The organism is Micromonospora sp. R311, from assembly GCF_056780015.1.
In genome coordinates this window covers 46872-69618 of record NZ_JBSWCE010000019.1, presented here as the reverse complement: position 1 = coordinate 69618, position 22747 = coordinate 46872, and the positions used below count along the sequence as shown (strand labels likewise).

Genomic DNA, 22747 nt, shown 5'->3' with positions numbered 1-22747 from the left:
CGGACATGACGTCTCTGCACACCCGGGAACAGCCAGCGCAGCAGGCCGAGATCGCCGAGGTGGTCGAGCGCGCCGCTCGGCTGGTCGAGGAGCACTACATCTTTCCGGACGTCGCCGCCCGGCTCGCCGGGCTGCTCCGGACCGAGCTGGCGGCGGGCCGGCAGGTGTCGTCCTGGGCGGCGCTGGCCGACACGCTCACCGGGACGCTCCAGTCGATCAACGGTGACCGCCATCTGCGTGTGACGTTCCACGACCGGCCGCTGCCGGAGGGGGGCGGCGACCCGCTCGCCGACGAGCTGCCCCGGATGGCCCGCGACAGCATGGGCGGCATCCACCGGGTGGAGCGGCTGCCCGGCAACGTCGCCCTGCTACGGGTCGAACCCGCGCTCTTCGCCCCGGCGCTCGCCGGGCCGGCGATGACCGCCGCGCTCCGGCTGGTCGCCGACGCCGACGCCCTGATCCTCGACCTGCGCGAGACGATCGGCGGCGACCCGGAGATGGAGCTGCTGGTCTGCGGCCACCTCTTCGACCGCCCGGTGCACCTCTACACCATGTGCCAGCGCCACCTTCCGGACCGCCAGTTCTGGAGCCCGGCGCCGCCGAGCGGAGTGCGCTTCGGCGGCAGCCGGCCGCTGGCCGTACTGACCAGCGCGACGACCTTCTCCGGCGGCGAGTCGCTGGCGTACGCCCTCCAGCAGCACGGCCGCGCCACGGTCGTCGGCGAACGCACCGGCGGCGGCGCCCACCCGCGGACGGGGTTCCCGGTCCACCCGCACCTGCACCTCTCGGTCCCGGTCGCCCGGCCGGTCAACCCGGTCACCGACACCAACTGGGAGGGCGTCGGGGTGACCCCCGACCTCGAGGTCCCCGCCCCCGACGCTGTGGAGGCCGCCCAGAGCGCCGTCGCCCGCACCCCCGCCGCGACTCGTTGATCATGAGGTTGGCGGCAGGAACGGAGATCGACACCGCCGCCAACCTCATGATCAACAGGGGTCCCGGGGGGGTCAGGTCCAGGGTTCGTCGGGGTCGGCGTCCGGGGCGGGTGGAGGGGCGGGCGGTGGGTGGGCGGCCACCGGCGGGGTGGGGACCGGTGGGGCGGGGGTTGGGGGGCCGCCGTGGGTCCAGGGGGTCTCCTCGACGGCGGGGAACGTCGCCGCCGGCAGGAAGGCCTCCGACAGGGTGGTGTAGCAGAGCCGCTCCCCCACCTCCGGCACGCTGCCCGGCGCCGCCGTCAGGCCGCGGCCCATCCCACCGGAGAGTTCCAGCACCACCTCGGTCTTGCCGTCGGCGGCCGGGGTCAGGAAGACCACCCGGGCCTTCTGCGCCGGCCGGGCCGGCGAGTAGAGCGTCGCGCCGACCGGCACCGGCACCGGCTCGGTGGTGACCAGCTGGATCCGGGGCCGCAGCACCGGCCGCTTGCCGCTGTCGTCCACCCGCTTCGGGTCGGCCAGGGTCACCTCGCCGACGAACGCCGCGCCGGCCAGCCGGTGCTCGGCCATCACCAGCGGGTCGTCGTAGGCGCGCTGCACCGCGTACGAGGTGAGCGCCCGCTCCAGCCGGTGCAGCCGTTGGGCCGCGGCCACCGCGCCGTCGCGCCGCGGCTGCGGGCCGCCACCGGCGTCGACGTGCTCCGCGTGGCCGGTGAACGCGTCCCGGTCACCGGCCCACCGGCCCTCGACCCGGGCGCCCGGCGGCATCGCGCGCAGCAGTTCCACGCCGCGCCACATCAGCTCCCAGGTGGGCGTGAGCTGGTCGCGCAGCAGCCGTTCCAGCTCCGCGTACGCCTGCGCGCGGGCCACCGGATCCGCCTCGGCGGCGGCGTACCGGGCGATGGCCGGGGCGAGCTGCCGGTTGTCGAAGTCGGGATCGGTGGCCGGACCGGCCGGCGGGCAGACCGTCGGGTCCTCGGCCCGGGCCGCCGCCTCGGCACCGGTGAGCCCGGCCGGCGGGTCGATCCAGCCGAGCAGCGCCGGCAGGTGCAGATCCTCCACCGCGCTCTGCCCGGTCGCCCAGTGCAGGGTCAGCGCGTCGGTCATCGCCACCAGCGCCGACGAGCCCGGCTGCTCGGCCCGCTCGGCGAAGAACGTCAGCCAGCGGCCCAGCAGCGGCACCGACGGGTGCACCGGATGATCGCCGTCCGGCCGGCGGAACCGGGTGGAGCGGCCGAGCAGCCGCAGGAAGGTGATCCCCGCCGGGTTCGGCACCAGCAGCTGCGGCGCGTCGACGTACCGGTACCGGACGTCCCGGCCCCGGTCCACCGCCACCGCCTCGCTGACCGCCCGGTGCCCCTCCAGGTACGGCAGCAGCACCGCCGCCAGCTCGGCGGCGAAGGCGAAGCGCTGGTCCCGGTTGCGGGGCTGCGGCACGATCAGCAGCCGCGCCTCGTCCGCCGCCGCCCCCACCAGCATCGCCAGCGGGGCGTTCGCCTCGCCGGCCATCGCCAGCGGCACCAGCACCAGCGGCCGCCGCGACAGGTGCAGGTGGCGCACCGTGGCCACCGGCTGCGCCACCCCGGCGGCGAGCGCCTGCGCCTTCGCCAGCGCGCGCAGCGTACTCATGCCGGCAGCCCGAGGGCGTCGGCCCGCAACCGGGCGGCGGCACGCAGCAGCGCGGCGGCCTCCGCCTGCTCCGGCTCCGGGGTGCGCTCACCGGCGGCGAGCGCCAGCGCCTCCGGCACGGCCGGCACGCCGCCGAGCGCCTCGCGCACCGACCGGCCCAGCACCGCGGTCTGCGCGCGCGCCTCCTGCCGGCAGAAGTACGCCAGCTCGCAGGCGGCCAGGCACTCCGGCGCGTAGCGCGCCTCCACGGTGGACAGCGCGGCGGCCAGCGTCGCCGGGTCGGCGGTCAGGTCGGCGGTGAAGTCCTCGGGCACGGCCGCCAGCAGCGCGTCGATCCGGGCCATCCGGGCCAACTGGCGGCGCAGCACCAGCAACTGCCTACGCACGTCGAGCAGGCTGGCCACCGGCTGGTTGGCGAAGTCCCGCGGGCAGATCAGCACCACGTCGTGCGACACCAGCTCCGGGTCGTGCCCCTCGGCGGCGAGCAGCTCGCGCAGCGCGAGCACGTACACCGCCGACTGGATCGCCGCCGCGGCCACCTTGCCCGGGTCGGCCTGCCCGTCGATCACCGGGAACGACTTGATCTCCACCACGTGGAACCGGCCGGCGAGCCGGGCGGCGACCAGGTCCGGCTCCAGGTGTACCCGCCGGCCGGCGACGTCCAGGCCGAGCAGCGGGTGGTCGAAGAGTGCCGCCGGCTCGTCCGCCCCGGTCGGCACGGCGGCGGTGAGCACCTCGCGGGAGCGCCGCTGCCGGTCCGGCAGGTCGTCGGCGCCGAGGTCGGTCCAGTCGGCCCGGTCGCCGGGCGGCACCCCCAGCCGCTCCGCCACCAGCCGCAGGAGTTCCGCGCCGCCGTCGGCCTTGACCTGCGCCTCGAACGCGTTGCCCCGGGTGATGGCGAACCGGGACTGCCCGAACCGGGCCGGGAAGCCGATCCGCTCGGCCAGCTTCGGCTTGTCCACCCCGGCGCCGTCGAGCACGGCCCGCCGGGCGCAGCCCGGGTTGCCGGTCAGCGCGGCGATGGTGCGGGCGTTGTGCCGCCGGGGCGGCACCCCGCCGCGGATCGCGGCCAGTCGCTGCTCGCTGCTCGTCATGATCCGCCCAGGATAGGCCCGGACCCGCTCCGTGCCACCCGCGCCGCGGCCGAACACCGGCGGTCGCCGGCAGCGGCGGGCTCAGCGGCCGCCGGCGGCGACCGGCACCGGCGCCGGTACGCCGCGGCGCACCAGGGCGGCGACGAGCGCGGCGGCCACCAGCGCCACCCCGGCCATCGACCAGAGCACGACGCGCAGCCCGCCGGTGAACCCCGGGTCGGCGAGCCGGCCGGCCGTGGTGCTGGCGACGACCGCGCCGACCACCGCGATGGCGACCGTCTCGCTGGCCAGCCGGGCGGTGTTGATCATCCCGGCGCCGGTCGCCGCCCGGGCCGGCGCGACGCTGCCGATGGCCAGCGCGTCGAGCAGCCCCATCGAGAGGCCCACCCCGACGCCGATGGTGAGCAGCGGCCCGGCGAGCGCGGCGGCGTCGCTGCCCGGCCCGAGCACGGTGGCCCAGGCCGCGCCGACGGCCACCACCGCGACCGACGCGACGATCACCGCCGGGGCCGGGACCACCCGGGTCAGCACCCCGCTGAGCAGCGGCAGGACCAGCGTCGGCGCGGTGAGCAGGATCAGCGTCGCGCCGGCCTCGGCCGGACTCATCCCGACCACCGTGGTCAGGTACGACGGCAGGTAGACCAGCAGCGGCACGAGCACGGCCACGATGGTGGCCGCCGCCAGGCAGATGCCGAGGAACCGGGGGCTGGCCAGCAGCGCCAGGTCGAACATCGGCTCGGCGCGGCGCCGCTCGACCCGGACGAAGAGCACCAGCAGCGCCAGCGCGGCGGCGAACGCGGCGACGATGACGGGATCGTCCCAGCCGTGTTCCGGTCCCTGCACGAAACCGAAGATGACCAGCAGCAGCGCGGCGGTGAACGACACCGTGCCCGGCCAGTCGATCCGGCCGCCGTGCGGCTGGCGGGATTCGGGCAGCAGCGGCACCAGGGCCAGCACCACCAGCCCGGCCAGCGCCGGCGCGGCGAAGACCGCCCGCCAGCCGAAGCCGTCGATGAGCAGCCCGGCGATGGACGGGCCGAACGCCAGGCCGACGCCGATCGTCGTGCCGAAGACGCTGAAGGCGCGGGCCCGGGCACGGCCGTGGAAGGTGCCGGCGAGGATCGCCGAGGCGCTGGTCGCGGCGGCCGCCGCACCGACACCGGCCAGCGCGCGCAGGACGTCGAGCAGCACGATGTCGTCGGCCACCGCGCCGAGCAGCCCCGCACCGGAGAAGATCGCGACGCCGGTGGCGAAGACCCGACGCCGGCCGAGCAGGTCGGCGAGCGCACCGCTGGCCAGCATGAAGCTGGCGAAGGTCGCGTTGTAGGCGTTGACCACCCACTGCACGCCGGCCAGCCCCGCGTCGAGATCGCGACCGATGTCCGGCAGGGCGACCGACGCGCCGGTCAGCGACACCGGCAGCGAGAGGGTGGACAGCAGGACGGCGACCAGCACGACGGCCGGATGGTTGCGCACGGTTCCCCGTTCGGACGGCCGCCCCAGCGTAAGTGCCGCGGGTGGGGGCGCGATCCGCTCCGGGTCGAAGATCACAACGAGGCCGGCGGCGGGGCTACCGGCCGGTCGAGCGGTTCCAGGGAGAACGGGGCAGCGCGGTGCCGGCCAGCGGACGGCGGTCGCGCCGACGCCGGCGACGGTGGCCGGGGGTGCAGGGCGGCCGGGAGACGGAGTGCAGCGGCGGCCCGACCTCGGGTCGTCGGCCGATCAGCCAGCAGAGGAAGCGGGTCATCGGGGCGCGGTCAGCCGACCGGGAGGCGCTGGGCGTCGGCCTTGGGGATCTCGTACTGGGCGCCGCAGAAGGTGCACTGCTGCAGGTAGCGGGTACGGATCGGAATGATCGGGATGAAGAACAGGCTGAACTTCGTCGACCGGCGGGTGATCACCTGCGCGGCGTGGTTCCCGCAGTTGCGGCAGACCTGCTGCATCACGCCCGACTGGGTGACCTTGGTGCGGAGTCCGAAGATGAAGAACATCGCCCGGCATTACCCAGCGGGACGTCGTTCCTCACCACCGATGGCGTCGTGACGCGACGGACCCGGCGAGGCAACGGCTGAACGCCCGTCCCGTCGTACCGGTTCGGGCGTTCAGCCTGTCACGTCGACAGGGTCACTCGTTGGAGTTCATCCACGCGGGCCAGCGGTCGCCGTCCTTGCCGTGGTCCCGGTCGTCGCCCTTCCTGTCCGAGTCCCGGTCCTCGTGGTCCTTGTCCCGGTTCCGGTCCTCGTCGCACTTATCCCGGTCCCGGTCCTTGTCCCAGTCCCGGTCCTCGTGGTCCTTGTCCCAGCCACGGTCCTCGTGGTCCTTGTCCCGGTTCCGGTCGCACTTCCGGTCGTCGTCGCTCTTGATCTGGCCCCGGATCTCGCCGTTCGGGTACTTCTTGGTGTGCACGTTGACGTACGTGACACCGGCCTCGATCGCGTCGACGAGCTCGTCGAACTCGCCCGGCTCGATGCCCTGCGCGGCGGGGCCGACGACGTCATCCCGCTTGATGGTTCCCTCGACCTTGGCCGGGGACTTGGGACAGGCCGGCACGTGCTTCGGCGCCCCGCCCTTGGCGTCCTTCAGGTTCGAGCACAGGAAGGCGGCGATCCCGCCGCTCTGGTGCCGGCCTCCGAAGTGGATGTGCGCCTGCTCGACGTCCTTCAGCTCGTCGTAGGTCAGCTTGTACTTGATCTCCTTGTTGCGTTCGTCGATGTGCGCCACGAACCGGCCGAAGCCGGGCGTGGAGATGGTCAGTGGGTCCTCCTCGTAGCCGCTGAGCTTGGCCCGGACGACCTGCTTGCCCCGGGAGTCGCTCCAGTCCCACGAGCCGCGGGAGTCGTGCGACTCGCGCTTGTCGCCCGAGTCGTCCCGCCCGTCGCCCATGGCTGCGGTTCCCAGGGCGGTGGCCGCCACCGCCGCGCTGGCCGCCACCGCCACTGTCCACAGTCGAGTCCATCGGATCAGCATCTGTCGTTCCCCTCCTAGACGGGGCCCGGGCCCGGAGCCGACGGCGTAGTGCTCGTCCACCCCGGGACGCAGGCATGCGAAGGCGCCGCGCGCCGGAGAGACGTGACGTCGGGACCTCCGGCGCTCGGGATCGATTAGCGCCCTATGGTGAAATTGTCCCATGTTTGGCGGAAACCTGAGACATCTTCACTGGTCCGACCGTCAGTGGCCTACGAGCGCTATGAGCGAACTGCAACCTCTGCCGTCGACCGGTCGCCGTGCGGCGTTTCTCCTACGACACGCCGAAGTGCCTGGCCCCCGTCAGCGGGTCAGGCACTTCGGTTCGCCGGCCGGCCCGGGGGCCCGGCGCGGTGGCGGGTCAGCCGGCGGTGGCCGCCTCGGCCTCCAGGCCGGGGATCTCCGCCTCCAGCCAGATCGGCTGCCAGTCCGCAACCTCGTGGTAGCGGCGCAGCTCGGCCAGCCCGGCCACCGACCCGGCCCAGGCCGCGTACGGCGGGTGCTGCTCGTCGAAGCCGCTCTGCACGAAGGTCAACTTGGTCTTTCCGGCCGACTCGGCCAGCTCCCAGGTGGTCACGCCGGTGGGGCCCCAGTCCACGGACATCTTCCGGCCGGGCTCCAGGTCGATGACCTTGGCCGCGTAGCCGGCCTCGAAGCCGCCCATCGCGTAGCGGCCGCCGACCCAGGGCTCGATGCCGATCGGGTAGCCGAACCAGGCGCTGGCCTGCTCGGAGTCGGTCAGCGACCGGTAGACCTCGGCCATCGGGGCGTCGATGAGCAACTCGCCGCGCAGCTCCGCCGAGGTGAAGTCGACCTTGGGCAGCAGCGGCCGGCCCTCCAGGTGGGCGGCCAGGTTGGCGATCGACAGGCTCCAGAACGTCTGCAGCACGCCCCGGATGCTGCTGCCGGTCATCGCCTCGGTGAAGTCGAAGTGGCTCTGGCTCAGCGTGATCACGGTGCTCTCCGGGCTCTCGGCCCCCAGCGTGAACTCGGTGGTGGTCTCCACTCCGTCGAGCGTCCAGGCGAAGCGCAGCGTGTCGTCGTCGACGTGCAGCAGCCGCTGGTGCGCGACGTCGCCCTCGGGGGTGTGCCGGCCCCAGAACTCGTACCGGTGCGGGAGCTCGACCTCGGCGTGCTCGGCCAGCCAGACGCGCAGCTCGGCGGGGTCGGTCAGGGCGCGGCGGACGGTCTCGACCGGCGCGGCGAGGCGGGCGTGCAGCTTCATCGGTTCACTCACGGTCTTTCCCCTTCGGATAGCAGGCCACGGCGAGCTTGAAGGCGTCTCCCTCGGCGCCGCCGTAGCGGGTGAAAAGGTCCTGCAGGGCGGCCTGCAGGTCGTGCAGGAACTGTTGGCGTTGCGCCGCCGGCACCCGGATCTCGCCGGACACCCCGACCGAGGGGAGTTCGGGCGCGGCGCGGTCGAGCCCGGCGATGTCGGCCTGGACCTCCTCCATCAGGTCGAGCAGGTAGCCCAGGCTCAGCTCGTCCCGCGCCCGGCGCAGCCCGATCCGGCCGACCAGCCGGGGCGAGAGCCAGTAGGACCGGGCCGCCGCCTGGTAGATGCCCTCGGTGATGCCGCGGACCTTGCGCTCGCTGACCCGCTCGACCAGGCCGGCCGCCACCAGCTGCTTGACGTGGTAGTAGACGCGCTGCGGCGTCTGCTCCAGCCGGGCGGCGACCTCGGTGCAGGTGCGCGGCTCGGCCAGCTGCCGCAGCACCTCGACGCGCTGCGGCTTGAGCAGGGCCTCGGCCTGCTCGATCTGCTCCAGGTACAGGACTTCTCTCATGGCAAAATCAGTTTGTACGTACAAAACTTCTTTGTCAATGGGTTCGACGAAAGCCGCGCCGGTCCGGCGCGGCTTTCGTCAGGCGCCTGTCCGGCTCAGGGCAGCCAGTCCGGGCGCAGCGGGTAGCTGTTCGCCCCGTCCGGCCCGTTACGGGTGGCCAGCACCTGGTGCAACTGGATGCCGTTGCGCTCGAACGCCATCCGGGAGCCGGCCATGTACAGCCCCCACACCCGGGCCGTGCCGGCCCCCACCTCGTCGACGCAGAAGTCCCAGTGCTCCACCAGGTTGCGGCACCAGCCGGCCAGCGTCAGCGCGTAGTGCTGGCGCAGGTTCTCCTCGTGGTGCACCTCCAGCCCCACGTCGTGCAGCTCGCTGATCACCCGGCCCGGCCCGGCCAACTCCCCGTCCGGGAAGACGTACCGGTCGATGAACGCGCCCGACCGGTGCGGCGCGTGGTTGTCCGCCCGGGTGATGCAGTGGTTGAGCAGCCGCCCGCCCGGACGCAGCCGGTCGCGCAGGAAGCTGAAGTAGGCCGGGTAGTTGCGTACCCCGATGTGCTCGGTCAGGCCGATCGAGGAGATCGCGTCGAACTGCTGGGCCGGCGCGTCCCGGTAGTCGAGATGGCGCACCTCGGCCAGCTCGGTCAGCCCCTCCCGCTCGATCGCCGCCTGCGCCCACTGCGCCTGCGCCCGGGACAGCGTCACGCCGAGCGCCTTGACGCCGTACTCGCGGGCCGCGTGCCGGACCATGCCGCCCCAGCCGCAGCCCACGTCGAGCAGCCGCATCCCCGGCCTGAGCGCCAGCTTGCCGGCGACCAGGTCGTACTTGGCCGCCTGGGCCTGCTCGAGGGTGTCGTCGCGGCTGCGGAAGAGCGCGCAGGTGTACGTCATCGAGGGGCCGAGCACCTTCTCGTAGAAGGCGTTCGACACGTCGTAGTGGTGGGAGATCGCGTTGCTGTCCCGGGTGCGGGAGTGCCGCAGCCCGTTCACCACCCGCTTCCACCGCGGCTGGGCCTCCTGCGGCGGCGGAGGCGGGGGCAGCAGCCGCTCCCAGCCCAGCCGGCGGACCAGGTTAAGCCCCTCGGCCAGCGACGGCGGGCGCAGCCGCAGCTCGTCCTTGAGCACCCGCAGCGCCTCGTACGGGTCGCCCGGGTGGACCCCCTCCAGCGCCAGGTCACCGCTGACGTAGGCGCGGGCCATGCCCAGGTCACCCGGGGCGGTGAGCAGGTAGGAAAGCCCCCGCTCGGAGCGGACGGCCAGGGTGATCCCGGCGTCCGCCGGGCCGACCGCGCTGCCGTCGTACGCGGTGATCCGCACCGGCAGGGCGCCGGTGGTCACCGCGCGGATCACGTCGGCCACGGTCAAACCCGTACGCCGGCCCCCCGCCGGCGGGGTGGCGGGAGTGCTCGCCGCTCCCTGGTCTCGATCGGTCAGGCTCATTGTCGTGCAACCGCCTTCTCGTACAGTCCGGTCAGCCGGTGGTCCGGGTCGTAACGGTCCTTCACCGCGCGCCAGGTCTCGCCCCCGTAGAGCCGGTCGAAGGACGCCCGGTCGTAGTACGCGTCGGAGTAGAGCGACTTGTGCCCGCCCAACTCCGACACCTCGCGCTCGATCGCGCGGTTGACGTCGCCGTCGGCGGCGCCCTCCGCGATCGGCACGCTCCCCCAGAATCCGATGTTGACGTAGTCCTGGCCCGGCCGCAGCGGATACAGCGGCCAGGCCCGGGCCGATCCGGGACCGGCCGGCTCGCGCAGGCGCAGCGGGCAGAGCCAGACCGGGCTCATCCCGACGGCGCGGGCGAACCAGCGCAGGAACTCCGCCGTCCGCTCCAGCGGGATCTCCACGTCCTGCACCACCCGCTCCCGCGCCGGCAGGCCGCGCCACCGGTCGATCCGCGCGGCCACCCCGTGCCGGTGCTCCAGCCGGACCAGCCGGTGGTAGACGTCGCTGCGCCGCCACCGCGCCGGCCAGATCCGGCGGACCACCGGGTGCTGCACCCCGAACGCCGCCGAGCACCAGAACCAGTCGGTGTCCCAGCGCCACAGGTAGTCGTAGCCGGTCAGCGCGTCCCGGGTGCGCCGGCGCAGCGACCGGTAGTAGATGTCCTGGCCGGTGTAGTCGCTGACCTCGCCCGCGTCGTCGGTGAACGTGCCCAGCACCAGGTACGCCTCGCCCGGGCTGAACATCACCCCGTCCATCGCGTCGACGGTGACCCCGGCCCAGGAGCGGGTGGCGCTCACCTCGGCGATCGCGTCGACCAGCTCCTCCAGCCGGGTGAACCGCACGTTGCGCAGCGCCACGTGCCGGCCCACCGGCTGCAGTTCGATGCGCAGCCGGGTGGCGTAGCCGAGGCTGCCCAGCGAGTTGGGGAACGCGGCGAACAGGTCGGCGTGCCCGCCCTCGGGCCGGGCCGTGACGATCTCGCCGGCGCCGGTGAGCACGTCCAGCTCGAGCACCGACTCGTGCGGCAGGCCGTTGCGGAACGAGGTGGACTCGATGCCCAGGCCGGTCACCGCGCCGCCCAGGGTGATGGTGCGTAGCTGCGGCACCACCAGCGGCATCAGCCCGTGCGGCAGGGTCGCGTCGACCAGGTCCTCGTAGGTGCACATGCCCTGCACGTCGGCGGTGCGGGCGGCCGGGTCCACGGCCAGCACCCCGGTCAGCCCGCTGACGTCCAGCCCCGGCGCGCGGGGCGCGGATCGCGGGCGGAACAGGTTGGAGGTGCGCTTGGCGAGCCGGACCGGCTCACCGGCGGGCACCGCGGCGTAGGACCGCCGCAGCTGGGCCACCGCACCGTCGTGGTCGACCGAATGATGATCCACACGGACCGCGCACATGAGATCACTGTACGCGCCACGAGGTGAAATTCGTGGGATGTCCACGGTGGCCATTTCGCATCACGGGCCGATCGAGGCGGTTACCGTGGCCGGCATGCCCTCCCCCGCGTTCGCCGCCCTGGACGCCAGCGGCCTGCCCTACCGGGTGATCCGGCACGGGCCGGTCACCAGCCTGACCGAGGCCGCGCAGGCGCGCGGCGTCGCCGTACCGGACGTGGTGAAGACCATCGTCGTCCGGCGCGGCCCGGACGACCACCTCTTCGTGCTCGCCCCCGGGGGCCGGGTGATCTCCTGGCCGAAGCTGCGCGCGCTGCTCGGGGTCAGCCGGCTCTCGCTGCCCGACGCGGCGACCGCGAAGGCGGTGACCGGTTACGAGCGGGGCACCATCACCCCGTTCGGCGCCACCACCGCCTGGCCGGTGGTCGCCGACCAGCGGCTGCGCGGCCGGCAGATCACCCTCGGCGCCGGCGAGCACGGGGTGGCCGTGGCGGTGGACGCCGACCGCGCGCTGGACGTGCTGGCGGCGACGGTCGCCGACGTCACCGACCCGGAGCCGACCCGCTGACGCGGGCCCACCGGGCCCGGCGCGCTGGCCGACGCCGGCCGGCCGGCATAGCGTGGGAGCCATGCCGAAAGCCGTCTGGAACGACCTGGTCGTCGCCGAGAGCGACGACACCGTGCTGGTGGAGGGCAACCACTACTTCCCCCGGGCCGCGCTGCGCGCGGACCTGATCCGCGAGTCGGCGACCCACACCGTCTGCCCGTGGAAGGGCACCGCTTCCTACTACACGCTGGAACACGCGGGCCGGACCAGCCCCGACGCGGTCTGGTACTACCCCGACCCGAAGCCGGAGGCGGAGATGGTCCGCGACCGGGTCGCCTTCTGGAAGGACGTCCAGGTCGTCGATTGAGCGCGTCGGGTCACCCGGCTGGCCGTCGCCGGCCGGGGTGGGCCAGGATGCCGGTATGAGCGTCGGAGAAGAGCGCAACGACCCGGCCGGCACGGTCTACGGCGGCCGGCGCGCGTCCCGCCCGGGGCTGCCCCGCGACCCGCTGATGCGGGCGGCGCTCGGCGTCGCGCTGGCCGGTGTCCTGCTCGGGACGTTCTTCGCCACCGGGGTGCTCGGCGGTGGCGGTGACGAGCCGGTGGTGCCGGCGGCCGCCGGCACCCCGTCGACGGCGCCCGAAACCACGGCGAGCGAGCCACCGCCCAGCGATCCGGCCACGCCCTCGCCGACGGCGGTCGCCCCCACCACCCCGGCGGCACCGACCGCCGGGCCGCGGGTGTTCCGGGCCGCGGCGTCCGGGCTCTGCCTCGGCCTGGACGGCGCCGGGGAACGGGCGCCGGCCCAGCTCGCCGTCTGCACCGGCGGGCCGGAGCAGCAGTGGGTGGTCAACCCGGCCGGCCCGGACGTGGTGACCCTGACCAACGCCGCCTCCGGGCAGTGCCTCGACGTCGAGGGCGGCAGCACCGACGACGGCACGAAGCTGCTCCAGTTCCCCTGCCACGGCCAGCCCAACCAGCAGTGGCGGCTGACCCCGACCGGCACCGGCCCGGTGCTGCTGGTCGCGGTGCACAGCGGCCGGTGCGGGCAGGTCGACGACGGTGGCACCGAGGTCGGCGACGACGTGGAACAGGCCGCCTGCACCGGCGCCGTCGAACAGCAGTGGAACCTGGCCTGACCGGTCAGCCCCGGTAGCTCCACGCCCGCCGGCCGGTCACCGGCACCGGGACGGCCGGCGGCGCGGCCGGGGCGCCCCGGCGGCGCAGCAGCAGGGACAGCCCGGCCGCGCCGATCGACAGCGCCCCGGCGGCGTACCAGGCCGGCGCGTAGTCGCCGAGCTGGTCGCGGACCAGCCCCGCGCCGGTCGCGGCGAGCGCCGCACCCACCTGGTGCGCGGCGAACACCCAGCCGAAGACCACCGCGGCGGACGCGCCGAAGTACTCCCGGCACAGCGCCACCGTCGGCGGCACGGTGGCCACCCAGTCCAGCCCGTAGAAGACGATGAACACCAGCATGCTCGGCTCGGCGGTGGCCGCGAAGAGCCCGGGCAGCACCAGCAGCGAGCCACCGCGCAGCGCGTAGTAGGCGCCGAGCAGCAGCCGGCTGTCCACCCGGTCGGTCAGCCAGCCGGAGGCGATGGTGCCGGCGATGTCGAAGAGCCCGACCAGCGCCAGCAGCCCGGCCGCGGTGGTCTGCGGCATGCCGTGGTCGTGCGCGGCCGGCACGAAGTGCGTGCCGACCAGCCCGTTGGTGGTCGCGCCGCAGATCGCGAAGCCGCCGGCCAGCAGCCAGAACGGCCGGGTCCGGGCGGCCTGGGCCAGCGCGCCGAGGGCCCGCCCGGCCGCCCCGCCGGCCGTCGGCGCCGGGGGCGTCACCTCGGTCGCGCCGTAGGCCGGCAGGCCCAGGTCCGCCGGGTGCTCGCGGAGCAGCCACACCACCAGCGGTACGACCGCCAGCGCGGCCCCGGCCACGACGAGTGCCGCCGACCGCCACCCGTGCTCGCCGACCAGCACCGCGACCAGCGGGAGGAAGACCAGCTGGCCGGTCGCGCCGCCGGCGGTGAGCACGCCGGTCACCAGTCCCCGGCGGTGCACGAACCAGCGCCCGGTGACGGTCGCCACGAAGGCCAGCGCCATCGACCCGGTGCCCAGCCCGACCAGGACGCCCCAGCAGAGGATGAGCTGCCAGCTCGCCGTCATGAAGACCGTCAACCCGCTGCCCGCCGCGACCAGCAACAGCGCGGCGGTGACCACCCGCCGGATGCCGAACCGGTCCATCAGGGCGGCGGCGAACGGCGCGGTGAGCCCGTAGAGCAGCAGGTTGACCGAGACCGCGGCGGAGATGGTGGCCAGCGGCCAGTGGAACTCGGCGTGCAGCGGGTGCAGCAGCACCGAGGGGGCGGCGCGGAACCCGGCCGCCCCGACCAGCGCGACGAAGGCGACGGCGGCGACGGTCCAGGCCGGATGCAGGCGACGGGATCGGGTCACGATGTCGAGTCTCGGGACCCGTCCCCCGAACGACGAGTGGCCGGGAAGCCATCATGCGCAATAATCGGGCCATGACCCTCCGCCGGCACCGCGTCGCGGTGCTCGCCCTCGACGACGTCGTCGGCCTGGACCTCGGCACCCCCGCCCAGGTCTTCGGGACCGCCCGCGACGACGACGAGCGGCCGCTCTACACCGTCGACGTCTGCACCCCCGGCGCCCGGCCGGTCCGCAGCAGCGGCGGCTACCGGGTGCTCCCCGACCACGGCCTGGAACTGCTCGCCACCGCCGACACGGTGGTGGTTCCCGGGATCCACGGCGGGTCGCCGCTGACCGACGGCGCCCTCGACGCGGAGGTGGCCGAGGCGCTGCGCGCGGCGTACCGGCGGGGCGCCCGACTCGTGTCGATCTGCACCGGTGCCTTCGTGCTGGCCGCCGCCGGGCTGCTCGACGGCCGGCGGGCCACCACCCACTGGGCGTACGCCGACCGCTTCCGCCGGCTGCACCCGGAGGTCGACCTCGACCCCGCCGTGCTCTTCATCCACGACGACCGGCTGCTCAGCTCCGCCGGGGTGGCCGCCGGGCTCGACCTGTGCCTGCACGTCATCCGCACCGACCACGGCAGCGAGGTGGCCAACCGGGCGGCCCGCCGGTGCGTGGTGCCGCCGTGGCGCGAGGGCGGCCAGGCCCAGTACATCGAGCGGCCGGTGCCGCGGGTCGCCGGGGCCAGCACCGCCGCCGCCCGGGAGTGGGCCCGGCAGCGGCTGCACGAGCCGGTGACCCTGCGCGACCTGGCCGAGCAGGCCCGGATGAGCGTCCGCACCTTCACCCGGCACTTCCGCTCCGAGACCGGGCTCAGCCCGGCGCAGTGGCTGCTCCAGCAGCGCACCGACCACGCCCGGCTGCTGCTGGAGACCACCGACCTCACCGTCGACCAGGTGGCCCGCCGCTGCGGCTTCGGCACCGCCGCCGCGCTGCGCCAGCAACTGCACCTGCGGATCGGGGTGGCCCCGTCGGCGTACCGCCGAGCCTTCCGCCGGCAACCCGAGCCGGCCTGACCGCCGCCCTGCGGGCGCCACCCGTCCGGTCAGCCGGCACGGAGCATGCGCAGCTGTGCCAGGTGCTTGGGCAGGTGCACCCGGGTGTGCAGGTCGAGGGTGCGGCCCCAGGGCAGTGGCCCGTCCACGTTGAGGTCGTAGCCCTCGCGCAGATGGGTGTCGACGGGGGTCTGGGCGGCCGGGCCGAGCCGCTCGGTGAGCGCGCAGAGCTTCTGGCTGGTGGCGCGCAGCAGGGTGGCCAGGGGGTCCAGCCCGCCGCACTCGGCGACCAGCGCGTCGACCTGCGGGCGGTGGATGGTCTCCAGGTCGTAGTAGGCGAACGGCGCGCCGGCCAGCACCGCCTCGGTCGCCTCGACCATCAGCTCGTCGTTGGCGGCCAGGTGGGCGACGATCTGCTCGGCGCTGAGCTGCCCCTGCGGCGGCGGCCCGAACCCGCCCGCGTCGACCTCGGCCAGCACCTGCGCGTACGCGTCCCGTAACGCCCCACTGTCCATACGCTCAGTGAAGCCCGGCCCGCGCCGGCCGGTCGGGCGTTCCGGTGGTCGGTTCACCCGGACGGGACCCGGCGGCGCCGACCGCCGTCCCCGCGCCGCCAGCCTAGTTCCGGGATCGCCGGAGGAACGACTGACGGGACGCTGTCGAGCTGCCCCACCGGTAGGACCAGGGGCAGCGAACGCGGCAACCGGGCGGCCGGCACCCGAGGCAGCAGGTGCCCAGCCGGCGGAGGCTGCCCGGACGGCCGGCACTCCGACGGGCCGGCGCAATGGCCAGGCGCCCGTACAGATGGGGCAGCTCGACAGGGCCCGAAACCCCGGGACCGCACCCGGCTGCACGCCACGACGGCGCCTCGCCGTGCCGGCCCCGATCAGCGCCGCACCGGTGCGCGGGGCGGGTCAGCGGCGACCGTGGCGGGCGCGCAGGTAGTCGGAGACGACGTACTCGCCCAGGTCGTCGAGGTCGGGGGTGAACATCCGGCCGCGGCTGCGGCGGGCCACCGCGTCCACGAAGCGCCGCAGCCCCTCGTCCTCGCCGAGCATGAAGAGGTTGAGCGTGGCGCCGTAGCGGGTGAGCCGGTCCACCTCCCGGATCGTCGCCTCGATGGTCTCCGGCAGCGGCGGCCAGTGGAACAGCGCCTCCCCGTCGTCCGGGTCCAGGTGCGCGGTGGGCTCCCCGTCGGTGACCACCAGCACCACCGGCTCGGCGTCCGGGTGCCGGCGCAGGTGCCGGGCGGCCAGCCGCAGCGCGTGCTGGAGGTTGGTGCCCTGCTCCATGTCCGGCTCCACCGCGGCCAGCTCCTGCTGGCTCAGCGGCAGCGCCTGCCGGCCGAACCCGATGATCTGCAGCGCGTCCTGCGGGAAGCGGGTCGCCACCAGGTGCGACAGCGCCAGCGCGGTCTGCTTCATCGGCCCCCAGCGGCCCTGCGAGATCATCGAGTAGGACAGGTCGACGCAGAGCGCCACCGCGGCGGAGGCCCGCCGTTCGGTCTCCACCACCTCGAAGTCCTCGACCGCGAGCTGCACCGGCACGCCCGGCCCGGCCCGGCGGACCGCCCGGGTCAGCGTCCGCACCACGTCCAGCGGCTGCTCGTCGCCGTACTCCCAGGGCCGGGAACCGCCGCTGACCTCGCCGGCCGCGCCCGCCGAACGCAGGTCGTGCTGCCCGCGCGGCCCGGCGGTCAGGTCGGCGAAGACCCGCCGCAGCGCGGTGCCGCCGAGCCGGCGCAGCGCCTTCGGGCTCAGGGTCAGCCCGTCGGCGTCCCGGCTCACCCAGCCCTGCCGGCGCAGCTCCCGCTCCAGCTCCCGCAACCGGCGTACGTCGTCGGCGGCGTCCCGGCCCAGCGTCCGGGTCACCGCGTCCACGTCGACGTCGTCCAGGGTCGCCCCCGGGTAGTCCTGGTCCAGGGCGTCCAGCAGCTCGTCCAGCTCGCCGATCTCGGCGAGCGCGCCGGCCGCCTCGCCGTAGCCCAGCGGCTGCTCGCCGCGGACCCGCTCGCCGCGCCCCCACGCCAGGTCGGGGCGGAGCGCGCGCAGGTGCCCGTCCAGCGCGGACAGTTCCCCGGCCAGCCGGTCGCCGAGCGACTGGCGCATCAGTCCGGCCAGCTCCTCGCGCTGCCGGTCGGACAGCGACCGCATCAGCCGCTCGCCGGCCGCCGCCCGCCGGGCCAGCACGTCCACCAGCTCGTCGACGTCCTTCGGCTGCTCCGGGAAGAACTCGCCGTGCCGGCGCATGAACTCGGCGAACGCGTCGGTGGTGTCCTCCGACCGCGCGTGCCGGGCCAGCAGCTCGTTCAGGTCGTGCATCATCTCGGCCAGCCGCTGCTGCGCCGCCGGGTCGGCGGACGCCCGCACCGCGTCGCGCAGCCCGGCGAACCGCTGGCCCAGCACGTCGTCGCGCAGGCCGTCGAGGATCTGCTGGTACGACCGGCGGGCCTCGTCGCTGGCCCACTCGTAGCCGGCCAGCTCCTCCACCGCCCGGGCGGTGGAGCGGGGCAGATTGTCCAGCATCGCCTCGGCGAACCGGGCGGCGGCGTCGTCCCGGCCGCGCAGCTCGTCCCGCTCCGCCGCGAGGGCCTGGTCGAGCAGCGCCCGGGACCGGGTCACCGCCCCGTCCAGGTCCCCCCGGCGCAGCGCCTCGCGGCGCAGCCGCCGGGCCCGGGCGGCCAGGTCGTCCAGGCCGCCCCGGCCCTGCGGGCCCCGGCGCAGCAGGTCGCGCAGCGCCTCCCGCAGGCTGCCGCCGGCGAGCACCTCCGCGCCCACCGCGTCCACCGCCTCGCGCACGTCGTACGGGGGCGCCAGCGGATCGGGACCGCCGCGCCACTGCCCGTACCGGAACCGGTTGCCGGCCACGCTCAGCCCCGGCCGCCGTAGCGGGTGCGGCCGGACTCGGTGACGTCCTTGCCGAGCCGGCGGGTCAGGTGCAGCCCCTCCAGCACGAACTCCACGCCGGCGGCGGCCTCCTCCGGGGTGGGCGCGTCGCCCATGCCGAGCTTGTCCAGCACCTTGGCCAGCCCGGGCACGGTGCCCACCTGGCGCAGCAGCTCGGCCGAGCTGACCAGCTCACCGGTCTCGATCACGGTGCCCTCGGCGACCAGGCCGGTGAAGCCGGACAGGTCCAGCCCGGCCAGCCGGGCCCGGAACGTCTCGGCGGTGGCGGTCCGCAGCAGGTGACCGAGGATCTCGATCTCCCGCCCCTCCTCGCCGCTCTCGAACTCCACCTTGCCGCGCAGGGTGGAGGTGACCGAGACCGCGTCGCCGACCCGGGCCACCGGCGCTTCGGGGCGTACCCCCGCGGTGGTGTCCGCGGCGGCCAGCAGGCCGGCGCGGCGCAGCGCGGCGGCGGCGACCGTCTCGGCGGCGGCGATGGCGAACCGGGCGGAGACCCCGGAGCGCGGGTCCACCGACGGCGACTCGCGCACCGCCCGGGCGAACCGGGCGAGCACCTCCAGCACGTGCTCCGGCACCTCGGCGACCAGGTCGGCCTCCTGCCGGATCAGGGCCAGCTCCAGCTCCAGCTCGACCGGGTAGTGGGTGCGGACCTCGGCGCCGAACCGGTCCTTGAGCGGGGTGATGATCCGGCCCCGGTTGGTGTAGTCCTCCGGGTTGGCGCTGGCCACCAGGAACAGGTCCAGCGGCAGCCGCAACTGGTAGCCGCGGACCTGGATGTCCCGCTCCTCCAGCACGTTGAGCAGCGCCACCTGGATCCGCTCGGCCAGGTCCGGCAGCTCGTTGACCGCGAAGATGCCCCGGTTGGTACGCGGCACCAACCCGAAGTGGATCGTCTCCGGGTCGCCGAGGCTGCGCCCCTGGGCCAACCGGACCGGGTCCACGTCGCCGATCAGGTCACCGACGCTGGTGTCCGGGGTGGCCAGCTTCTCGCCGTAGCGCATCGAGCGGTGCAGCCAGCCGACCGGCAGGTCGTCGCCGGCCTCGGCGACCAGCGCCCGGGAGGCCGGGGTGATCGGGTGCAGCGGGTGCTCGTTGAGCACCGAGCCGGCGATCACCGGGGTCCACTCGTCCAGCAACGCCACCAGCGAGCGGATCAGCCGGGTCTTGCCCTGGCCGCGCTCGCCGAGCAGCACCATGTCGTGCCCGGCGAGCAGCGCCCGCTCGACCTCCGGCAGCACCGTGTCCTGGTAACCGACGATGCCGGGGAAGCGGTCGGCGCCGGCGCGCATCCGGGCCAGCAGGTTGTCGCGGAGTTCCTGTTTGACGGTGCGGTACCGGTGACCGGCCGCCCGCAGCGCGCCGAGCGTGCCGGGCAGGTCGGCCGGAGGGACCGGGATCATCGGGTTGCGCGCAGTCACCCGACCACGCTAGCTCGGGCCGGGCGGGGGTGCCCGTTCGTTGCCGGGTACCCCCGCTCCCACCCTCAGCCCCGACCGCAGCGCGGGCAGCCGCCCCGGCGGCGCAGGTGGTACGCGTACGCGGCGGCGGCGAGCGCCGGCCCCCAGGCCGGCCAGAGCAGCATCGGCGCGGTGGCCACGGTGAGCCCGCCGCCGGCCAGCGACCAGAAGTCCGGGCTGGCGACCAGCCCCACGGTGGCCGCGGTGACCGCGACCGCGACCAGGGTGGCCGGCACCACGGCCAGCTTCACCGGCACCGGGCGACCGCCCAGGCGGGGCACCCAGCCGGGGAACCGCTCGCCCCAGCGCTGCACCAGGCCGAGGGTGAGCAGGGCGCCGACGGTGGCGAAGGCGGCCAGCCCGAACCCGGCCCAGACCATGCCGTTGCCCTGCATCTCGGTGAGGAACTCGCGGGAGATGCCGAGCGGGATGCCGGCGGCCCAGGCGAACCGGGTCAGCGCGTACCCGAAGGGGATCGCGGCGGCGGTCCAGGCGGCCCACCGCCCCCAGCGGGCGGCGGCGGCCCGGCTCGTCCAGCCCCGGCCGGTGCCGCCGCGGCCGCACCCCACGCAGGCGTCGGCGGTCCGCCGCTGCCAGACGAGCACCGCGCCGGCCAGCAGCACCCCGCCGGCGAGGGCGGCGAACCGGGCGAACAGCGTCCAGGTGAAGATCTCGGCGTAGTCCACCGGCGGCCAGCCGAACGGCGCCCCGAGGATCAGCATCGGCGCGTAGCCGAGGAGGACCAGCACCTGGGCGTCCGGGACGACCACGGCCAGCAGGGCGGCGACCGTCCAGGCGTACCCGGCCAGCAGCGTGCGCAGCGGCCGGGACGCCCGGGCGGCGGGGCCGGTCATGGCCAGCGCGGCCACCGCCGCGCCGAGCAGCAGCGCGGCGAAGAGCGGCGGCCCGGCGCTGACCGGGACCAGCCGGAGCAGGTTGGTGTCGCCGCCGCGCGGATCGTTCGCGCCGAACGGGTAGCCATCGCCGGTGACGGTGGCGACCAGGGCGAGCACGCCCCAGAGGCCGAGCCAGCCGGCGGCCAGCGGAGCGAAGCGGTCGGGCCAGCGGGACAGTGGACGGTGGCGGGTGGCGGTGATCGTCGTCATGGCTCCAGCCTCGGCCGGCGGCCCCCGCGATCCCTCCCGTGCACCGGTGAACCGGCTCCCCCGCCCGGGGGAACGGGTCAGCCGGCGGGGGTGATGAACCCCGACTCGTACGCGGCGATCACCGCCTGGGTGCGGTCGCGCACCCCGAGCTTGGCCAGCACGTTGCCGACGTGGGTCTTCACCGTCTCCACCCCGACCACCAGGTGCGCCGCGATCTCCGGGTTGGACCGGCCGGTCGCCATCAGCCGGAGCACCTCGGCCTCCCGCTCGGTGAGCCGGGCCGCCGTCAGCCGGTCCGCGCCCCGCCCCCCGTACGCCCCCACCAGCCGGCGGATCGCGGCCGGGAAGAGCAGCGACTCGCCCCGGGCGACCACCCGCACCGCCTCCACCACCTCGGCCGGCCGGGCCCGCTTGAGCAGGAAGCCGCTCGCCCCGGCGCGTAGCGCGTCGTAGACGTACTCGTCGTTTTCGAAGGTGGTCACCACCAGCACCCGGGGCGGGTCGGCGGACGCGGCGAGCAGCGACCGGGTGGCCTGGATGCCGTCGATGCCCGGCATCCGCACGTCCATCAGCACCACCCGGGGCCGGTGCCGGGCGACCAGCGGCAGCACCTCGGCGCCGTCCGCGGCCTCGGCGAGCACCCGCAGGTCGGGCTGGGCGTCCAGGATCGCCCGCAGGCCGATCCGGACCAGCTCGTCGTCGTCGACGATCAGCAGCCCGGTCGTCGCGCGGTCGGTCGTCGCGCCGTCGGTCATCGCGCCCCCTCCAGCGGCAGTCGCACCCGGATCCGCCAGCGGTCGCCCTCCGGCCCGGCGGTCAGCCGGCCGCCGAGCAGCAGCACCCGCTCGCGCATCCCGTCCAGGCCCCGCCCGCCGCGCCCCGGGTCGGCCACGACGTCGCCGGCCAGCCGGTTCACCAGCTCCAGCGCCAGCGCCTCCGCGCCCACGTCGAGCCGGAGCGTCACCGGCCCGCGGCCGTACCGGGCGGCGTTGGTGAGCCCCTCCTGCACGATCCGGTAGCCCTCCCGGGAGACCGCCGCCGGCAGGTCGGCCGGATCACCGGTGCACCGCGCGTCGACCGCCAGCCCGGCCGCCCGGGTGTCGGCGACCAGGCGGTCCAGGTCGGCGAGCGTGCGCTGCGGCGCCGGCGCGGCGCGCCCGCCCTCGCTGTCCCGCAACAACCCGAGCACGTGGTCCAGGTCCTCGGTCGCGGTACGGGCGGTCTCCTCGATCGCGGTGAGCGCCCGCCGGACGAACTCCGGGTCCCGGTCCAGCAGTTCGCGGGCCGCGCCGGCCTGGAGGGTGGCCACGGTCAGCGCGTGGCCGACCGAGTCGTGCAGTTCCCGGGCCAGCCGGTTGCGTTCGGCGAGCCGGGTGGCCCGTGCCTCCAGGGCCGCGATCCGTTCCGCCGGGGCGGGGCCGAGCAGCACCGGCGCCATCGAGGCGGCCAGCGCCCCCAGCCCGGCGACGGCGTAGCCGAGGCCCACCAGCATCAGCACGCCGATCAGCGTCAACCAGCCGGTGTCCCGACCGTCCAGCGGCCCGAACCGTTCCCGGCTGATCAGGTCGGCGCCGAGACCGAACTGCTGGGCGATGAAGGCCAGCGCCATCGGCAGCGCGCTGATCAGCGCGAACATCACCAGCCCGCCGACGGTGAGGTGGGTGGCGATCCAGAGCGCCGACCGCAGCCGGGTCTCCCGGTCGGCCCGGTGCCCGGGGGCCGGGTCGGGCAGCTCGACGCCGAGCAGGGCCCGGGCCGCGGCGATCTCCAGCGCCCGGCTCCCCCCGAGGAACACCGGCACCACGGCGATCGCCGCCGCCACCACCAGCAGCCCGAGCGCCAGCGGCCGGGGCACGTCCGACTGGGCGAACAGCTGCCCGAAGGTGACCGCGAGCAGCACGTACGGCAGTACCAGCACCCCGCCCAGCAAGAGAAACACGCCGCGCCGCCAGGTGCTGCCGGCGACCAGCGGGACCAGGGCCGCCCGGGGGGTCATCCGCCCATTCTGCCGCC

Annotated in this window: 21 protein-coding genes; 5 read left to right on the top strand and 16 right to left on the bottom strand. The window is 75.2% G+C overall.

The genetic code is table 11. The annotated features are described in order from the left end of the window. Window positions 1-5: 5 nt before the first annotated feature. Window positions 6-932: a S41 family peptidase gene (locus AC1WTP_RS17845; RefSeq protein ID WP_481650387.1), complete on the top strand. Its 927-nt coding sequence runs from the start codon at window positions 6-8 to the stop codon at window positions 930-932. Between the two features lie 72 nt (window positions 933-1004). Here AC1WTP_RS17845 and AC1WTP_RS17840 read toward each other — a convergent pair whose 3' ends face one another. The 9 genes from AC1WTP_RS17840 to AC1WTP_RS17800 all read right to left on the bottom strand — a co-directional run bounded on the left by AC1WTP_RS17840 (window position 1005) and on the right by AC1WTP_RS17800 (window position 11239). Next, window positions 1005-2558: a hypothetical protein gene (locus AC1WTP_RS17840; protein WP_481650386.1), complete on the bottom strand. Its 1554-nt coding sequence runs from the start codon at window positions 2556-2558 to the stop codon at window positions 1005-1007. Further along, window positions 2555-3652, bottom strand: a complete 1098-nt coding sequence (locus AC1WTP_RS17835) for a hypothetical protein (protein ID WP_481650385.1) — start codon at window positions 3650-3652, stop codon at window positions 2555-2557. Before AC1WTP_RS17835 ends, AC1WTP_RS17840 begins: the two co-directional genes overlap by 4 nt. Before the next feature lie 81 nt (window positions 3653-3733). After that, a complete protein-coding gene (locus AC1WTP_RS17830; RefSeq protein WP_481650384.1) occupies window positions 3734-5128 on the bottom strand; it encodes an MFS transporter in 1395 nt (464 codons plus the stop codon). A 281-nt stretch (window positions 5129-5409) separates the two neighbouring features. Continuing rightward, window positions 5410-5643, bottom strand: coding sequence for a zinc-ribbon domain-containing protein (locus tag AC1WTP_RS17825; RefSeq protein ID WP_447137307.1), 234 nt, complete (start codon window positions 5641-5643; stop codon window positions 5410-5412). Between the two features lie 133 nt (window positions 5644-5776). After that, a complete protein-coding gene (locus tag AC1WTP_RS17820; RefSeq protein WP_481650383.1) occupies window positions 5777-6619 on the bottom strand; it encodes a CHRD domain-containing protein in 843 nt (280 codons plus the stop codon). A gap of 358 nt (window positions 6620-6977) precedes the next feature. Next, window positions 6978-7853, bottom strand: coding sequence for an SRPBCC domain-containing protein (locus tag AC1WTP_RS17815; protein WP_481650382.1), 876 nt, complete (start codon window positions 7851-7853; stop codon window positions 6978-6980). Then, window positions 7846-8403, bottom strand: a complete 558-nt coding sequence (locus AC1WTP_RS17810; protein ID WP_481650381.1) for a helix-turn-helix domain-containing protein — start codon at window positions 8401-8403, stop codon at window positions 7846-7848. The genes AC1WTP_RS17815 and AC1WTP_RS17810 overlap by 8 nt, the downstream gene beginning before the upstream one ends. 95 nt (window positions 8404-8498) lie before the next feature. Beyond that, window positions 8499-9842 carry a class I SAM-dependent methyltransferase gene (locus tag AC1WTP_RS17805; RefSeq protein ID WP_481650380.1) on the bottom strand — a complete coding sequence of 448 codons (1344 nt, stop codon included), beginning with the start codon at window positions 9840-9842 and terminating at the stop codon, window positions 8499-8501. Beyond that, window positions 9839-11239, bottom strand: coding sequence for an FAD-binding oxidoreductase (locus AC1WTP_RS17800; protein WP_481650379.1), 1401 nt, complete (start codon window positions 11237-11239; stop codon window positions 9839-9841). Before AC1WTP_RS17800 ends, AC1WTP_RS17805 begins: the two co-directional genes overlap by 4 nt. Window positions 11240-11333: 94 nt before the next feature. Here AC1WTP_RS17800 and AC1WTP_RS17795 point away from each other — a divergent pair, with 94 nt between their 5' ends. The 3 genes from AC1WTP_RS17795 to AC1WTP_RS17785 all read left to right on the top strand — a co-directional run bounded on the left by AC1WTP_RS17795 (window position 11334) and on the right by AC1WTP_RS17785 (window position 12922). Continuing rightward, window positions 11334-11804, top strand: a complete 471-nt coding sequence (locus AC1WTP_RS17795; RefSeq protein WP_481650378.1) for an aminoacyl-tRNA deacylase — start codon at window positions 11334-11336, stop codon at window positions 11802-11804. Between the two features lie 61 nt (window positions 11805-11865). Beyond that, window positions 11866-12150, top strand: a complete 285-nt coding sequence (locus AC1WTP_RS17790; RefSeq protein ID WP_447137329.1) for a DUF427 domain-containing protein — start codon at window positions 11866-11868, stop codon at window positions 12148-12150. Between the two features lie 55 nt (window positions 12151-12205). Further along, window positions 12206-12922, top strand: coding sequence for an RICIN domain-containing protein (locus AC1WTP_RS17785; protein WP_481650377.1), 717 nt, complete (start codon window positions 12206-12208; stop codon window positions 12920-12922). A gap of 4 nt (window positions 12923-12926) precedes the next feature. Here the strand turns inward: AC1WTP_RS17785 and AC1WTP_RS17780 are convergent, their stop codons facing one another. Further along, complete coding sequence (locus AC1WTP_RS17780; protein WP_481650376.1) at window positions 12927-14231, bottom strand: MFS transporter; 1305 nt, start codon at window positions 14229-14231, stop codon at window positions 12927-12929. 53 nt (window positions 14232-14284) lie between these two features. On the opposite strand from AC1WTP_RS17780, the gene AC1WTP_RS17775 reads away from it, so the two are divergent. Further along, the gene (locus AC1WTP_RS17775; RefSeq protein WP_481650375.1) at window positions 14285-15286 is read left to right on the top strand and encodes a GlxA family transcriptional regulator; all 1002 of its coding nucleotides are present in this window, start codon (window positions 14285-14287) and stop codon (window positions 15284-15286) included. A gap of 29 nt (window positions 15287-15315) precedes the next feature. Here AC1WTP_RS17775 and AC1WTP_RS17770 read toward each other — a convergent pair whose 3' ends face one another. The 6 genes from AC1WTP_RS17770 to AC1WTP_RS17745 form a co-directional block, all read right to left on the bottom strand. Further along, window positions 15316-15780: a hypothetical protein gene (locus AC1WTP_RS17770; RefSeq protein WP_481650374.1), complete on the bottom strand. Its 465-nt coding sequence runs from the start codon at window positions 15778-15780 to the stop codon at window positions 15316-15318. A 399-nt stretch (window positions 15781-16179) separates the two neighbouring features. Then, window positions 16180-18132 carry a VWA domain-containing protein gene (locus AC1WTP_RS17765; RefSeq protein ID WP_481650373.1) on the bottom strand — a complete coding sequence of 651 codons (1953 nt, stop codon included), beginning with the start codon at window positions 18130-18132 and terminating at the stop codon, window positions 16180-16182. A 2-nt stretch (window positions 18133-18134) separates the two neighbouring features. Continuing rightward, on the bottom strand, window positions 18135-19571 hold the full coding sequence (locus AC1WTP_RS17760) for a magnesium chelatase ATPase subunit I (RefSeq protein WP_481650440.1): 1437 nt from the start codon (window positions 19569-19571) through the stop codon (window positions 18135-18137). Window positions 19572-19654: 83 nt separating this feature from the next. Continuing rightward, window positions 19655-20734, bottom strand: a complete 1080-nt coding sequence (locus AC1WTP_RS17755) for a hypothetical protein (protein ID WP_481650372.1) — start codon at window positions 20732-20734, stop codon at window positions 19655-19657. Window positions 20735-20811: 77 nt separating this feature from the next. Then, entirely contained in the window at window positions 20812-21489 is a 678-nt protein-coding gene (locus tag AC1WTP_RS17750) for a response regulator transcription factor (RefSeq protein ID WP_481650371.1), read from the bottom strand. Further along, entirely contained in the window at window positions 21486-22730 is a 1245-nt protein-coding gene (locus AC1WTP_RS17745; RefSeq protein WP_481650370.1) for a sensor histidine kinase, read from the bottom strand. The genes AC1WTP_RS17750 and AC1WTP_RS17745 overlap by 4 nt, the downstream gene beginning before the upstream one ends. Window positions 22731-22747: the final 17 nt, after the last annotated feature.

What these genes read in the sequence shown, in the direction of transcription:
- AC1WTP_RS17845 (WP_481650387.1), top strand. Translation starts at nt 6, where the DNA reads ATGACGTCTCTGCACACCCGGGAACAGCCAGCGCAGCAGGCCGAGATC.
- AC1WTP_RS17840 (WP_481650386.1), bottom strand. Translation starts at nt 2,558, where the DNA reads ATGAGTACGCTGCGCGCGCTGGCGAAGGCGCAGGCGCTCGCCGCCGGG.
- AC1WTP_RS17835 (WP_481650385.1), bottom strand. Translation starts at nt 3,652, where the DNA reads ATGACGAGCAGCGAGCAGCGACTGGCCGCGATCCGCGGCGGGGTGCCG.
- AC1WTP_RS17825 (WP_447137307.1), bottom strand. Translation starts at nt 5,643, where the DNA reads ATGTTCTTCATCTTCGGACTCCGCACCAAGGTCACCCAGTCGGGCGTG.
- AC1WTP_RS17820 (WP_481650383.1), bottom strand. Translation starts at nt 6,619, where the DNA reads ATGCTGATCCGATGGACTCGACTGTGGACAGTGGCGGTGGCGGCCAGC.
- AC1WTP_RS17810 (WP_481650381.1), bottom strand. Translation starts at nt 8,403, where the DNA reads ATGAGAGAAGTCCTGTACCTGGAGCAGATCGAGCAGGCCGAGGCCCTG.
- AC1WTP_RS17805 (WP_481650380.1), bottom strand. Translation starts at nt 9,842, where the DNA reads ATGAGCCTGACCGATCGAGACCAGGGAGCGGCGAGCACTCCCGCCACC.
- AC1WTP_RS17800 (WP_481650379.1), bottom strand. Translation starts at nt 11,239, where the DNA reads ATGTGCGCGGTCCGTGTGGATCATCATTCGGTCGACCACGACGGTGCG.
- AC1WTP_RS17795 (WP_481650378.1), top strand. Translation starts at nt 11,334, where the DNA reads ATGCCCTCCCCCGCGTTCGCCGCCCTGGACGCCAGCGGCCTGCCCTAC.
- AC1WTP_RS17790 (WP_447137329.1), top strand. Translation starts at nt 11,866, where the DNA reads ATGCCGAAAGCCGTCTGGAACGACCTGGTCGTCGCCGAGAGCGACGAC.
- AC1WTP_RS17785 (WP_481650377.1), top strand. Translation starts at nt 12,206, where the DNA reads ATGAGCGTCGGAGAAGAGCGCAACGACCCGGCCGGCACGGTCTACGGC.
- AC1WTP_RS17775 (WP_481650375.1), top strand. Translation starts at nt 14,285, where the DNA reads ATGCGCAATAATCGGGCCATGACCCTCCGCCGGCACCGCGTCGCGGTG.
- AC1WTP_RS17770 (WP_481650374.1), bottom strand. Translation starts at nt 15,780, where the DNA reads ATGGACAGTGGGGCGTTACGGGACGCGTACGCGCAGGTGCTGGCCGAG.
- AC1WTP_RS17760 (WP_481650440.1), bottom strand. Translation starts at nt 19,571, where the DNA reads ATGATCCCGGTCCCTCCGGCCGACCTGCCCGGCACGCTCGGCGCGCTG.
- AC1WTP_RS17755 (WP_481650372.1), bottom strand. Translation starts at nt 20,734, where the DNA reads ATGACGACGATCACCGCCACCCGCCACCGTCCACTGTCCCGCTGGCCC.
- AC1WTP_RS17750 (WP_481650371.1), bottom strand. Translation starts at nt 21,489, where the DNA reads ATGACCGACGGCGCGACGACCGACCGCGCGACGACCGGGCTGCTGATC.
- AC1WTP_RS17745 (WP_481650370.1), bottom strand. Translation starts at nt 22,730, where the DNA reads ATGACCCCCCGGGCGGCCCTGGTCCCGCTGGTCGCCGGCAGCACCTGG.